This window comes from Gluconacetobacter diazotrophicus PA1 5, assembly GCF_000021325.1.
Lineage (GTDB): Bacteria > Pseudomonadota > Alphaproteobacteria > Acetobacterales > Acetobacteraceae > Gluconacetobacter > Gluconacetobacter diazotrophicus.
In genome coordinates this window covers 552,451-566,396 of record NC_011365.1, presented here as the reverse complement: position 1 = coordinate 566,396, position 13,946 = coordinate 552,451, and the positions used below count along the sequence as shown (strand labels likewise).

At 67.3% G+C, this 13,946-nt stretch carries 12 protein-coding genes; 7 read left to right on the top strand and 5 right to left on the bottom strand.

Annotated elements, in window-relative coordinates; translation table 11 throughout:
* The first annotated feature begins 162 nt into the window (after window positions 1-162).
* The 3 genes from recA to coaA all read left to right on the top strand — a co-directional run bounded on the left by recA (window position 163) and on the right by coaA (window position 2,759).
* Complete coding sequence (gene recA, locus GDIA_RS02590) at window positions 163-1,215, top strand: recombinase RecA (protein ID WP_012553172.1); 1,053 nt, start codon at window positions 163-165, stop codon at window positions 1,213-1,215.
* Window positions 1,199-1,603, top strand: coding sequence for a hypothetical protein (locus GDIA_RS02585; protein WP_244455084.1), 405 nt, complete (start codon window positions 1,199-1,201; stop codon window positions 1,601-1,603). Before recA ends, GDIA_RS02585 begins: the two co-directional genes overlap by 17 nt.
* A gap of 169 nt (window positions 1,604-1,772) precedes the next feature.
* Window positions 1,773-2,759 carry a type I pantothenate kinase gene (gene coaA / locus GDIA_RS02580; protein ID WP_012553170.1) on the top strand — a complete coding sequence of 329 codons (987 nt, stop codon included), beginning with the start codon at window positions 1,773-1,775 and terminating at the stop codon, window positions 2,757-2,759.
* Window positions 2,760-2,809: 50 nt separating this feature from the next.
* Here coaA and GDIA_RS02575 read toward each other — a convergent pair whose 3' ends face one another.
* Window positions 2,810-3,943, bottom strand: coding sequence for a lactonase family protein (locus tag GDIA_RS02575; protein WP_244455083.1), 1,134 nt, complete (start codon window positions 3,941-3,943; stop codon window positions 2,810-2,812).
* A 40-nt stretch (window positions 3,944-3,983) separates the two neighbouring features.
* Complete coding sequence (locus tag GDIA_RS02570; protein ID WP_012553168.1) at window positions 3,984-7,211, bottom strand: glycosyltransferase; 3,228 nt, start codon at window positions 7,209-7,211, stop codon at window positions 3,984-3,986.
* Window positions 7,212-7,339: 128 nt separating this feature from the next.
* Between GDIA_RS02570 and GDIA_RS02565 the strand changes: the two genes are divergently transcribed.
* Both GDIA_RS02565 and GDIA_RS02560 read left to right on the top strand, forming a co-directional pair.
* Window positions 7,340-8,443, top strand: coding sequence for an anhydro-N-acetylmuramic acid kinase (locus GDIA_RS02565; RefSeq protein WP_012553167.1), 1,104 nt, complete (start codon window positions 7,340-7,342; stop codon window positions 8,441-8,443).
* 115 nt (window positions 8,444-8,558) lie between these two features.
* Window positions 8,559-8,900 carry an MFS transporter gene (locus GDIA_RS02560; protein WP_043458621.1) on the top strand — a complete coding sequence of 114 codons (342 nt, stop codon included), beginning with the start codon at window positions 8,559-8,561 and terminating at the stop codon, window positions 8,898-8,900.
* 17 nt (window positions 8,901-8,917) lie between these two features.
* Here the strand turns inward: GDIA_RS02560 and GDIA_RS02555 are convergent, their stop codons facing one another.
* Entirely contained in the window at window positions 8,918-9,952 is a 1,035-nt protein-coding gene (locus GDIA_RS02555) for a glycosyltransferase family 4 protein (RefSeq protein ID WP_012226174.1), read from the bottom strand.
* A gap of 315 nt (window positions 9,953-10,267) precedes the next feature.
* Between GDIA_RS02555 and GDIA_RS02550 the strand changes: the two genes are divergently transcribed.
* Complete coding sequence (locus GDIA_RS02550; RefSeq protein ID WP_012553166.1) at window positions 10,268-12,067, top strand: ABC transporter ATP-binding protein; 1,800 nt, start codon at window positions 10,268-10,270, stop codon at window positions 12,065-12,067.
* A gap of 3 nt (window positions 12,068-12,070) precedes the next feature.
* Complete coding sequence (locus tag GDIA_RS02545) at window positions 12,071-12,727, top strand: GntR family transcriptional regulator (protein WP_012553165.1); 657 nt, start codon at window positions 12,071-12,073, stop codon at window positions 12,725-12,727.
* 35 nt (window positions 12,728-12,762) lie between these two features.
* Here the strand turns inward: GDIA_RS02545 and minE are convergent, their stop codons facing one another.
* Both minE and minD read right to left on the bottom strand, forming a co-directional pair.
* Window positions 12,763-13,053, bottom strand: a complete 291-nt coding sequence (minE, locus tag GDIA_RS02540) for a cell division topological specificity factor MinE (protein WP_012553164.1) — start codon at window positions 13,051-13,053, stop codon at window positions 12,763-12,765.
* Window positions 13,050-13,865 carry a septum site-determining protein MinD gene (minD, locus tag GDIA_RS02535; protein WP_012226169.1) on the bottom strand — a complete coding sequence of 272 codons (816 nt, stop codon included), beginning with the start codon at window positions 13,863-13,865 and terminating at the stop codon, window positions 13,050-13,052. The genes minE and minD overlap by 4 nt, the downstream gene beginning before the upstream one ends.
* Between the last annotated feature and the right edge of the window lie 81 nt (window positions 13,866-13,946).

Here is a 13,946-nt window from a genome sequence, read left to right as displayed (position 1 = left end):
CGGCCGGCAAGGGGGCCGCTTGTGGGCGATCATGTTTTGTTCTAGTCTTGACGAACAGGGATTCGCGTCATGCGGCCCCGGTGCCGATCCTGGAGGCGAGCCCAGGCGGGCGGAGCGGGCAGGACCTGGGTATTTCATGATAGTGGAGCGGGGTTAAGGGCGATGGCGCAGGCACCGGGCATTGACAAGAGCAAGGCGCTGGAAGGCGCGCTCAGCCAGATCGAGCGGGCATTCGGCAAGGGGTCCGTGATGCGCCTGGGCCAGCGCGCCAACGAGGCGGTGGATGTCATTTCCACCGGCTCGCTGGGTCTGGATATCGCGCTGGGAATCGGCGGCCTGCCGCGTGGCCGTATCGTCGAGATCTACGGTCCCGAAAGCTCGGGCAAGACGACGCTGGCGCTGCATGCGATCGCCGAGGCCCAGAAGAAGGGCGGCGTGTGCGCCTTCATCGATGCCGAGCACGCGCTGGACCCCGGCTATGCCCGCAAGCTGGGGGTCGATGTCGACAACCTGCTGATCAGCCAGCCCGACGCGGGCGAGCAGGCGCTGGAAATCGCGGATACGCTGGTGCGGTCGGGCGCGATCGACGTGCTGGTGGTGGACAGCGTCGCGGCCCTGGTGCCCCGGGCGGAACTGGAAGGCGACATGGGCGACAGCCATGTCGGCCTGCATGCCCGGCTGATGAGCCAGGCGCTGCGCAAGCTGACGGGCACGGTGTCGCGCTCCAACACCATGATGATCTTCCTGAACCAGATCCGGTTGAAGATCGGCGTGATGTTCGGCAGCCCCGAGACGACGACGGGCGGCAACGCGCTGAAGTTCTATGCCTCGGTGCGGATGGATATCCGCCGGATCGGGCAGATCAAGGACAAGGACGAGGTCGTGGGCAACCAGACCCGCGTGAAGGTCGTCAAGAACAAGATGGCCCCCCCCTTCCGCCAGGTCGAATTCGACATCGTGTATGGCGAAGGGATCAGCAAGATGGGCGAACTGATCGATCTGGGCGTCAAGGCAGGCATTGTCGAGAAATCGGGGGCCTGGTTTTCCTATGACAGCCAGCGGATCGGGCAGGGGCGGGAGAATTCCAAGCAATATCTGCGCGAACATCCCGAAATGGCGGCCGATATCGAACGGCGGGTCCGCGAACAGGCTGGCGTAGTGGCCGAAGCGATGCTGGTATCCCCCGGTGAACAGGATCTTGCCGAAATCGAATAACCGAAACGGCCTGCCTTTCGGTGTGATGCTGATGCTGCTGGCCGGCCTGGCGGCGTGTACGGTGAAGCGGCCGGAAGGGGATTCGATCGACGTTCCGCCGACCGGCCTGTTCAGCGGCGCCCCACGGCCGGATGCGACTTCGCCCGGAAAGGCCGGGGCCGCCCGGCCGGGCCGGCCGGACAATGCGGGCGACCTGGCCGCCCGGCAGCCCGACTATCGTCCGCTGCCCGATGCCCCGGGCATGCAGATGATCTCCTCGGGCTTCGATTCCAACGCGTCCGACGATGACGCGGAGAAGGAAGACGGCAAGCATTACGTGATCCCGGATACGCAGGTCAGCTACGGCGCGCGCGGCACCCGGCAGGGGCAGCCGGCCGCTGGCCAGTAGGGCGCGCGGAGTCACGTCTGTGTCAGGGTGCGGGCAGGATACTGGATCACTCCGGGCGATGGTGTTACGCCGCGCGGAATTGCGGCGAAACGATGGTCTATCCGAAGGAAACGGGTCCATGGCGGGTTACATCAGGCAAGGCGGCCTCTGTCCGGTCCGGGCATAGGGAATGACATCCTCTTCCTCGCGCCGGGGGCGGTCGGTGCGGCCGGTCGCGGCGTTCCGCGAAAGCGATACCCCTCTGCCCTACCTGGCTTTCTCGCGTTCCGAATGGGCGGCGCTGCGTGCCAACGTGCCCCTGTCCCTGTCCGAGGACGAGATCGCGGGCCTGCGCGGCCGTAACGAACCGGTGTCGCTGGCCGATATCACCGAAATCTACCTGCCGCTGTCGCGCCTGCTGAACCTGTACGTCATGGCGTCGCGCAGCCTGAACAGCATGGTGGAAAGCGCCTTTCTGGGCTGTCCGAGCATTTCCGTCCCCTTCGTCATCGGCATTGCCGGCAGCGTCGGCGTGGGCAAGAGCACGTTCGCCCGCCTGCTGCAGGCCGTGCTGTCGCGCTGGCCCGATCATCCGCGCGTGGATCTGGTGACGACCGACGGGTTCCTGCTGCCCACCCGGGTGCTGGAAGAGCGCGATCTGATGCAGCGCAAGGGCTTTCCCGAAAGCTACGACCTGCGGCGGATGATCGGCTTCCTGGCGGCGCTGAAGGCCGGAGAGCGGCACCTGGACGTGCCGTTCTATTCGCACGACGCCTACGATATCGTGCCCGACCGGTTCCAGACGGTGGATCGTCCGGACATCCTGATCTTCGAAGGGCTGAACGTGCTGCAGACCGGCAGCGACCGGTCGGCGGTGGCGTCGGATTTCTTCGATTTTTCGATCTATCTCGATGCCGCGACGGCGGATATCGAATCGTGGTACGTGGAACGCTTCCTGCTGCTGCAGCGCACCGCGTTCCGCAAGCCGACATCCTATTTCCACCACTACGCCGACCTTCCGCGCGACAAGGCCGAGGAGATGGCGCGGCAGATCTGGGGCCGGATCAACCTGCCCAACCTGCAGGCCAACATCCTGCCGACGCGCGAGCGCGCGCGGCTGGTCGTGCGCAAGGAACGGTCCCACGCCGTCGGCGAGGTTCGCCTGCGCCACATCTGATGGCGCAGGGCTTATAACGGCGCAGGACTGAAGGGCGCGGTCCGGACGGATCAGCGCTGGCGTTCGATGTCGGCGCCCCCGCCGGGCAGGGGCGTGTCCCCCTTCACCGCCAGGGTGGTGCCGTCCCAGGACAGGGTGCGCAGCATGCGGTCCATGACGCCCTGGACCAGGATCGACGTCCCGTCCGGCGCGAAGACCAGCCCCTGTGGCCAGAGCGTGCCCGGCGCCTGCGCCAGTTGCGTCAGATGGCCGCCGGACAGTGAAAACACGGTGACGATCCCGCGATCATGATAGTGCGGCGAGGTCGGAACGACGGCCGACCCGTTCTGCGACACGACGGCGACGAACCGCCCGTCGCTGGAAATGTCCAGCCCCTCGGGCGCGTTGGGAACCACGACGCGCTGGATTTCGCGGATCGGCGCGGCCGTCAGGTCCAGGACCGACAGCGCGCCGGGCAATCCCTCGCCATGGCCCAGGATGCCCATGACCGCGTAATGCCCGTCCCCGGTCAGGCGGATATTCCACGGTCCCGGCCCGATCTCCAGCGGATGCGGATCGACCGTGACCCGATCCCCGTCCAGATGCAGGACGAAGACCCGGTCGCCCTTCCACAGGCTGACCAGCGCGCGCCGTCCGTCCGGGGTGATCGCCAGCCCACCCGGGAATCCGGCGGCCCCCGGCAGGGTGATCACCGTGCGGTCGCTCAGCCGGCGCCCGTCGAAGCGGAACCATGTCACCACGCCGCCGGCGCCATTGGCGACCAGCACATGCTTCTGGTCCGGCGTGATGCGCAGCGTGGTGGCGCCGGGGGCGGACGTGACCTGCTGGACCACGCGCGGCCTGTCGCCGGACAGGTCGATGACGCTGATCCGGTCATCCGGGACGATCCTGTCCCGGGCCGGGTCCGCCTTGCTGGCGGAAGACACCAGCGCGGTCCGGCCATCCGGCGTCAGGACCAGAGCGGTGGGCGGCCCCACGACGCTGACGGGCACGGCAACGCTGGCGCGCACGGTCCACAGCCCGTCCGCCCCCCGGTCCAGGACGGACAGCGTATCGGGCTTCAACGGTTTCGGCAGGACCTGCACGCCGTTTCGCAGGATGGAATGGGCATCATTGGCCGAAAGCACGGTCTGTGCCTGTGCCGCCGGGGCGATCATCAGCGACAGGCACAAAAGGGACAGCAATCCAAAACGCATCGAACACCTTGGGATTTATTTATTTCGCTTATCCCATGGATAACAGTTTTTCCAAAATGTCCGCCAACCGGCGGCGATACGCATGCGGATCATTCTCCCGCGCAATGCGTCCGATCGCACCGTCGCGCACCGTACGCCACAATCCGGCATCCTCGTACAGCGCCATGATCGCATCGGCAAAGCATTGCGGGTCGTCCGATCCGCCGCACAGGATATCCGTGCCCACATCCCAGCCGACCTGCCGGCACAGTACCGTGCTGGCCACCACCGGCAGGCCATGGGCGGCTGCCTCGTGAACCTTGTAGGGCAGGCCGCCGGCGAAGCGGGTGGGGGCGACGAACACACGGTGCCGGTCATAGAGCGGCCGCGGATCATCGACCGCGCCCAGGAAGGTGACGCGCCCATGGCCGGCCAGGGCGCTGAAATGAACCGACGGATCGACATGGCCCGCGATCGTCAGATGCATCTCCGCCGGCATGCGCGGCATGACCTGCGTGATGAACCACGCGATGCTGTCGTAATTGGGGGACTCCATGTCGTGCAGGGCGCCCAAAAACAGGATGCCGCTCCGCTCCGCCCAGCCCGAGGGCGTGGGGGCCGGTTCCAGCATGTGCCCCAGCACGGCGACATTGTCGTAACCGGCCGATCGCACCAGTGCTGCGTCATGGTCGCTGACTGCCACGATCTGCTGGCAGAAATAGGCGCAGGCCAGTTCGTCGCGCACCGCCTGATCCAGTTTCGGCGGGGATGCCAGGCCCAGCACCCGCGCGCGCTCCGCCGTCCGGGGGGCGGCGATGCACTCGGTGTCCAGGATGAAGCCCTCGACCGGCAGGGCGGCCGGTGACGCGGCCAGGATCGGCAGGATCTGCGCCAGATTATGGGTCCGGCCCACCCAGACCAGATCGTAATATCCCGGCCGTTCGCGGATCAGGTCGGCCAGCATGCCGATATGGCGGTCATGCAGGATTTCCACGCTGTCGGGCAGGGCGCCGTAGATGTCCAGCAGGGGCGTGTCAGTCATCAGGATCGGAAAGATGGTGACCTGATAATCCATTTCCACCATCAGGCGCACGATGTCGTTGGACCGTGCATAGCCCGCGCCATGGCGGCGGATCGGCGGCCGGTCCTCGATATACAGGATGCGTCGCCGGGCGCCGCGGGGCGAGCGCGCGAAGATGGCGTTCCCTGCGGCGCGGGGCTGGCAATAGCGCAGGATATCGCGATGCCTGTCGCTGAAGACGCGATGATTGCGATGCATCAGGACACGGGAATGATCGGTGTCGGACGATCCGTATTCCAGATGCCGCACCATGACCGACGGATCATAGACGACCCGGTACCCGGCCTTGCGCATCCGCACGCACAGATCGACTTCCTCGTAATAGGCCGGGGAAAAGGCCGGATCGAAACCGTCAAGCTGATGCAGCAACCCGGTCCGCGCCAGCAGGAACGCGCCGGAACAGTAATCGGCCTCGCGCACGAAGTTCGCCTCGGGCGTCGCGGGATCGCGGTCGCGCAGATAGCCGCTGGTGGTGCCGTCCCGCCACAGGATCGACCCCGCTTCCTGAAGAATGCCGTTGCTGCGGACAATCTTCGCACCGACCGCCCCGATGTCGGGCGCGGCATGCAGTCGGCGCAGCGCCCGCGCGATGGCTCCGTACTCCACGATCAGGTCGTTGTTCAGGTACAATGTGCAGGGTGCCGTCACCATCCGCAGCGCCGCGTTGCAGGCCTCGATATAGCCGACATTGCGCGCGAAGCGGATGATTCGGGCACCCGCGACGTACCGCTCCAGATGCCGCGTCTCGTCATGTGATCCGGAATCGGCAATGATGACCTGCATGTTTCCGGGCCCTCCGGTGCGCAGCGCGGCCAGGGCCTGCATCGTCAGGCTGAACCGGTTGTGCGCGACCATCACCACGGCCAGGTCGGCCGGCCCGTCCGGCGTGAAATCGATCGGTTCGTGCGCGTGCAGCAGCAGCATATCCTCGGCCGCCTGCCGGAAGGCGTCGCGGGATATCGCCTCGTCGATGCGTGGCGGGGCCGGCGCGATGCGCAGGTCGGCCGGTACGGCCAGCCAGAAACGGAACGGGTCCGGTTCCAGGCGCATTTCCGGGTTCGTCCGCGCCAGCCGGTCGCGAAAGGCGCGCAGGTCGACATCCGGGTGGGGGCGCCGCCATTCCCGCAGGCCGAATTCCAGAAAATGCTCGTATCCCGTGCGGAAGGTGCCGTTCCGCAGCGCGCTGTCCACGTCTTCGTAAAAAACACGGTAGTAATCTTCGGAAAACCAGGGCGTCGCACAGAAGCGGGTCGGGGTCGGATTGGCCAGGTAGTGATGCAGCGCGCAGGAATAGGCACCGGCGGCGATCAGCGCGGCGACTTCAGGATAGGTCTTCAGATACCAGATCGCGTCGAAACACGGCGACAGCGACAGGGTCGGTGCCACGTGGGGCAGGGACGCCGCCACCTGCCGGAACCTGCCGGACGGGTCGAACAGCCATTGCCCCCGCAGGCCGGACGGGTCGCCGACTTCCAGGTAATGGTCGTAAAGGTTGCGGTACCCCCGTATCGCCAGGCCTTCGGGCGACAGGTCGGGGTGCGCCCTGCGATACAGGCCGGAATCGAACAGCCAGTGCGGAGAACGATCGGCAAAACCGGTGGTCAGGTAATGGACGAATCCGTTCTGGACCACGCCGTCCGCGATCAGTCGCGCAATGTCGGGATGGGCCGTGCGATACCATGCCTCGTCGAAGAACGGGTTGGGGGAATGGCCCAGCCCGATGCCGAAATCCCGGAAATAGGCCACGACGTCGTCGCAGCCCAGGAAGACCATCTGCTCGGCGACGAAGGGATAGGCCGCCCGATACCAGTCCGGGTCGAACCGGTACCAGGCCGGCTGGTGCCCGGGATCGGCCGCCGCGTCCCGCCGCAGCGCGCGGGCCCGCGCGGCATGGATGTCGTCCTGCGTGCAGGACGCGTGGCCGGCCAGCGCCAGCAGCGGCTCGATCACCGACGGCGCCACACGCATGGTCGCGATCGGCACGGCGTGCCGCGCCTGCTCGCCCGAACTGGTCCCGATGTCCAGCAGGAAGGCGTCCACCCGGTACGTAATGGTCAATCCCGCGTCATGGCCCAGGCAGGATGCGAAGGCCCCGACGGTGTTTTCGATCGCCGGGGCGTCCGCACCGTTGCTCAGCAGAAGGCAGGCGATATCCAGCAGCAGTCCGACGACCGTGTCGCCGGGCGGGGTGGGCATGGGCTCGGCGTGGGAAAGGATGGTCGGGCCCTCCGTGGCGGCGCATTTCGGGTCTATCGGCAGGTGCTTAATGTTTGGTTATCCCGGTCCTTGCGATAGCGTGCCGGATCGGCAAGACGGGGGAGTGCATGATTCGTGTCATCGGCCTGATGAGCGGTACGTCGCTGGACGGCGTGGACGCCGCCGGCGTGGAAACGGATGGCGTGACCGTTCGGGCCGCGGGGCCGGCGGCGACCGTTCCCTTCCCACCGTCCCTGCGCCGCCGCGTGCGCGATCTCTGCGACCGCGCGCCGGGACTGCCGGCGGATGATCCGGACCTGCGCGCGGTGGAACGCGACCTGACCCTGCTGCATGCCCAGGCGGTGCGGGCCCTGGACTGGCCGGCGCAGTTGATCGGGTTCCATGGCCAGACGATCCTGCACCGGCCCGAGGAGGCAAGGACATGGCAGATCGGGGACGCGGCGCTGCTGGCGGCGGAAACCGGGCTGCCGGTTGTGCATGATTTCCGCAGCGCCGACATGGCGGCGGGCGGCGAGGGCGCGCCGCTGGTTCCGGTCTTCCATCAGGCCCTGGCGCACGGGATGGACCACCCGGTGGCCGTGCTCAATATCGGCGGGGTAGCGAACGTGTCGCTGATCGGCCCGCATGGCCGGCTGGTCGCCTGCGACACCGGGCCGGGAAACGCGCTGCTGGACGACTGGGCCATGCGCCATACCGGCGTGCCCTGTGACCGTGACGGCGCGCTGGCCCGTGCCGGGCGGCCCGACCCGGACGTGCTGGCCGAACTGATGAGCGATCCGTTCTTCCTGCGCGGCGCCCCGAAATCGCTGGACCGTCTGTCCTTCCATCGCGGGATGGAGGTGCTGGAGCGCCTGTCCGCCGCCGATGGCGCGGCGACGCTGGCGGCGTTCACGGTGCGCGCGGTCGCCGGCCTGAAGCTGCCGTTCCAGCCCCGCCGCTGGCTGGTCTGCGGCGGCGGCCGCCATAATCCGGTGCTGATGGAGGGGCTGCGCGACAGCCTGCCCGCCGCCGTCGACCCGGTCGAGGCCGCAGGCTGGAACGGCGACGCGCTGGAGGCCCAGTGTTTCGGTTTCCTGGCCGCGCGCAGCCTGCTGGGCCTGCCCCTGTCCTTCCCCGGGACCACGGGCGCCGGCCGCCCGGTCACGGGCGGCCGGCTGGAAACGCAGGGCGTGCCCGAGGCCGCGCTTTCGGCCCTGCGGTTGTGCGGCTAAAGCAACCCACAGACCCTAACTCATAACTGAGGGCACGTTTGGGGCAGGGTCAGCCGCGCCCGTCGCGGGCCGGCTGGCCGACCGGGGGCTGACCAACCAGGCCACCACCGGGGCCATGCTGACGATCGCCGGCGCCTACGGCCTGGGACTGGTGGCGGTGGCATGGCACGCGGTGGTGCTGCTGGCAGTGGCGGCGATCCTGCTGGATGCGGGCGTGCAGACCAACCAGGTGATCAGCATGCGGGCGATCTACATGCTGCGGCCCGACATACGGGGGCGGCTGAACGCGCTGTTCATGACCATCGTGTTCCTGTGCGGCGCTACCGGATCGGTGACGGCGGCGGTGCTGTTCCACCATTCCGGGTGGAACGCGGTCACGCTGGCGGGGGTGGTGCTGGCGCTGGTGGCGCTGACCCGCCAGGTCCTGGCCGGCGAAACGTTTCGCCGGCCAGGATAGTCACGCGGCGGATCGGTTCAGGCCTGCGCCCTGGCGGCGATCAGGTCGCGATAGACGGCCAGATAGTCCTCGGCCATGCGGCGGGCGGTGAAGCGTTCCTCGAATCGCTGGCGGATGCGGGTGGAATTCATCTCCGGCAGGCGGGCGCAGGCGGCGATGGCCTGCTGCTCGTCGTCCACGATCAGGCCGGTCAGCCCGTCTTCCAGCACCTCCGGCACCGATCCGCGGCGGAAGGCGACGACCGGCGTGCCGCAGGCCATGGCCTCGATCATCACCAGGCCGAACGGTTCGGGCCAGTCGATCGGCATCAGCAGGGCCTTGGCGCCGGACAGGAATCCGGGCTTCTGCTGGTCGTTGATCTCGCCGATCAGCTCGACGCCGTCGCCCAGCATCGGCAGGATCTCGCGATCGAAATACTCGACATCCACCTTGTCGATCTTGGCGGCGATCTTCAGCTTCACGCCCAGCGCGCGGGCGATGCGGATTGCCTTGTCTACGCCTTTTTCCGGGCAGATCCTGCCCAGGAAGGCAAGGTAGTCGCGCGGCCCGGGCTGCGGCGTCAGCAGGTTCGCCGGCAGGCCGTGCAGCACGGTGCGCACGTAATGGGCCTGGGGCAGGGGCAGGCGCTGGTTATCGGAAATCGACACGATCGGCACGTTCGGGAACGCGTTGAAGACCGGCTGCAGCTCCATCAGGTCCAGCCGGCCATGCATGGTGGTCAGCATCGGCGTCTTCTGGCGGCTGAAATGGGTGAAGGGCCAGTAATCCATATGGAAATGCAGGATATCGAACTGATCCGCCGCGCGGGCGACCTGTTCCATCATCAGCATGTGCGGCGCGATCGGGTCGCGAATCGCGGGGTCCAGGCGCAACGCCTGCGGCCAGCAGGCGTTCAGGCGGGCGGAAGTCACGCTGTCGCCGCTGGCGAACAGCGTCACGTCGTGGCCCATGGCCGTCAGTTCTTCCGTCAGGAAGGACACGACGCGCTCGGTCCCGCCATAGAGCTTGGGTGGCACGGCTTCATGGAGTGGCGCGATCTGGGCGATACGCATGGGGCAGTTCACTTCTTTCTTCCGCTTGAGGAAACAGGGGATGCTAGCGTGCGGGAGCCTAGCGTGCGACCGGGAAACGGCAAATCCATGGCATCGGCCCGGGACACTGATCCGGGTTACTGGTAAACGGAACGGGAGCAACCACGTTCCGTAACGAAGGGTGGCCGTAATGATAGGGTGGCCATAACGGCGGGTCGCCGGTCAGGAGAACCTTTCTTTCCTCCCCCTGATCCGGATAGATAAACAGTTCAGGGCGCAGGACTTTCCGGACGCCATGACGACCGGAGCGGCCGGCAGTAGAGAGGGCAGCCGATTTTGGCGAGTGATACCGAGACCACCATTCCCGACGACCAACTGGTCCGCTACCTGGGGCGGCCGCTCTCCTTTATCTTCCGCTATATGCGGCGCCATGCGGTTCAGCATGTCGTGATCTTCCTTTCGGTCGCGGTCGCGGTCGCCTGCACGGTCGGCGCCACATACGCCACCCGCTTCCTTGTCGATACCATGACCGCGCACGGCGCGGGAGAGATGGCGGCCGTATGGCGCGCGGTCGCGATCCTGGTCGTGGTGATCGCCTTCGACAACCTCTCGTGGCGGGTCGCCGGCTGGTTCGCGACCTATGCCTTCGTCGAGATGACGGGGGACGTGCGGCGCGACCTGTTCCGGTACCTGACCGGGCATTCCGCGTCCTATTTCGCCGACCGGATGCCCGGTGCCATGGCATCGCGGATCTCCACCTCGGCCATGTCGCTGTTCACGCTGGAGAACCTGGCGGCGTGGAACGTGCTGCCGCCCTGCCTGAACGTGGCGCTGTCGATCGGGCTGCTGCTGACGATCAGCCCGCTGATGGCCGGGGTGATCGTGGCCCTGTCGGGCGGGCTGTGCCTCCTGATGTTCCGCATGGCGGCGGGCGGGCGCGGCCTGCACCAGCATTACGCGGCCGAGGCCTCGCGCGTGGACGGCGAGATGCTGGACATCATCAACAACGTCTCGCTCGTGCGCTCGTTCGGCATGACGCATTACGAGCGCCTGCGCCTGGCCGACGTGATGCGCCAGGAAATGGGCGCCCGGGGCCGGTCGCTGCGCTACATGGAAAAGCTGCGGCTGGTCCATGCGGTGCTGACGGCGGTCCTGACCGCCGGCCTGCTGGCCTGGGTGGTGCTGCTGTGGCAGATGGGGCGCGCGACCATCGGCGACGTGGTGATGGTGGCCAACCTGGGCTTCATGATCCTGCACGGCACGCGCGACCTGGCCGTGGCGCTGGTCGAAACCATCCAGCACATCGCCCGGCTGGACGAGGCCCTGTCGGCCATCCTGGTCCGGCACGAAATGGTCGATTCCCCCGATGCGCGCGGCTTCACCGGCACCTCGCGCGGCGAGGTCGCGTTTCGCGACGTCACCTTCGCCTATCCGGGCGCCCGGCCGGTCCTGTCGCATTTCAACCTGGAAATCGCCGCCGGATCGCGCGTGGGCCTGGTGGGGCGGTCCGGTTCGGGCAAGAGCACGATCCTGGCCCTGATCCAGCGGCTGCGTTACGTTCAGGGTGGCGCGATCGAGATCGACGGAATCGACATCCGCGACCTGGACGAGCCCAGCCTGCGGGCCTGCATGTCGGTGGTGCCGCAGGACGTGTCGATGCTGCGCCGGTCGGTGCTGGAAAATATCCGCTACGGCAAGCCCGACGCGACGGATGAGGAGGTCCTGGCCGCCGCCGCCGCCGCTGGATGCCGCGACTTCATCGACGCGATGCCGGAAGGATTCCAGACCGAGGTCGGGGATCGCGGGGTCAAGCTCTCGGGCGGCCAGCGCCAGCGCATCGCGATCGCGCGCGCCTTCCTGCGCAATGCGCCGATCCTGATCCTGGACGAGGCCACCAGCGCCCTGGACAGCGAGAGCGAACAGCACGTGCAGGCGGCCCTGGACCGGCTGAAGGTCGGCCGTACCGTGATCGCGGTGGCCCATCGCCTGTCCACGCTGCGCGATTTCGACCGCATCGTGGTGATGGACCAGGGGCGGATCGTGCAGGACGGCCCCGTCGCGCTGCTGGAGCGCAGCGTGGGCCCGTATCGCGATTTCCTGGAGCGTCAGTCGATGACCGTGGAAGGCGCGGTATAAGGCATGACGAGCGACGGCGGGCGCAAGATGCTGGGCATCGACGCCTACAATCATATCCGCACCGGGCTGATCCGCAGCCGCTACCGCGTGGGTCAGCGGCTGGTGCTGCGTCCCCTGGCGGCCGAACTGGGCCTGAGTCCCACCCCGGTCCGCGAAGCGCTGCTGCGTCTCGTGTCCGAACAGGCGCTGGAACTGAACGATCGCAATACGGCGGTGGTGCCCGAGATCACGCCCGCCAGCTTTCGGGAAATCCATACGCTGCGGGTCGATCTGGAAAGCCGGCTGGTCCAGGCGGCGGCGCTGCGCGCCACGTCCGCCGAACTGGACGCGCTTGCCGAACTGGATGACGATTTCCAGGAGGCCTGCACCCGTCACGACGATGCCCGGATGGCGGCCAGCAACGCCGATTTCCACGCCATGCTGGCCGCGATCGCGGACCTGCCGCTGACGGCGAACATCCTGCGCAGCCTGTGGGCCCGGATCGGCCCGCTCTACGCGCTGGCACGGACCGGTCCGCCCACCCGGCCGCCCGGTGTCCCGCACCCGCATGACGAATTGCTGCGCGCATTGCGCGCCCGCGACCCCATCGCGGCCAGCCTCGCCCTGGTCCATGACGCGGAATATGCGCGCACCTGGATCGAGTCCCTGATGCCTTTCTAGGAGGTGGCTTCAAAAGCCTCCGAGCCTGGGGACGCCTATCTGGGGGCTGCTGCCGCTTGCGGCGGCGCGCTGGCCTTCAACTCCGGGACCTCGATATCGATTTCCAGCATCGAGACCCCGGCTCCGCGATCCATCTTGATCTGGACCTTGTCCTGATCGACGGTGATATGCCGCGTAATGACGGCCAGGATCTCTTCCTGCAGCTTCGCGATCAGCTCCGACTGGCCTTCGCCGGCGGAGCGTTCGTGGGCCAGCAGGATCTGCAGGCGGTCGCGTGCCACAGGGGCGGAAGTCTTGCGTCCGAACAGGGATGCCAGAAGGCTCATGCCACACTCCGCTTGAACAGCCAGTCAAACAGGCCCTTGCGCTCGGTCGGCACGCTGATGTCCAGCTTCTCGCCCTCCAGGCGGCGCACCGCCTCGAAATAGGCGCGGGCGGGGGCGCTGGTCGGATTGGATAACGTGACCGGGGTGCCGAGGTTCGATGCGCGCAGCACCTCCTCGCTTTCCGGTACGATGCCCAGAAGCGGAATCGACAGGATTTCCAGCACGTCCTCGGTGCGCAGCATCTCGCCCCGCGCGGCGCGGGCCGGGTCGTAGCGCGTCAGCAGCAGGTGCTTGTCGACCTTCTCGCCCCGCTTGGCGCGCTCGGTCGTGCTGTCCAGCATGCCGATGATGCGGTCGCTGTCGCGGACCGACGAGACCTCGGGGTTGGTCACCACCACGGCCTGGTCGGCATGATACATGGCAAGCTGCGCGCCGCGCTCGATGCCAGCCGGGCTGTCGCAGATCACCCAGTCGAATTTCTCGCGCAGTTCGTCCATCACGCGGGCCACGCCCTCGGGCGTCAGCGCATCCTTGTCGCGGGTCTGCGACGCCGGCAGGATCGACAGCGTTTCGACCCGCTTGTCGCGAATCAGCGCCTGCGCCAGCTTGGCATCGCCCTGGACCACGTTGATCAGGTCGAACACTACCCGGCGCTCGGCGCCCATCACCAGGTCCAGGTTCCGCAGCCCGACGTCGAAATCGACGACGACGACGTTTTTCCCCGTCTGGGCCAGTGCCGCGCCGAGGGCGGCGGTGGAAGTCGTCTTGCCGACGCCGCCCTTTCCCGATGTGACAACCAGCACCTTGGCCATACGCGTGTTCCTCTGTCCGGATTCGCCATTCTGCGGCGTCATGTCTGCGGGATTCTAGTGGCGGAGATATGGCGAGGGCAA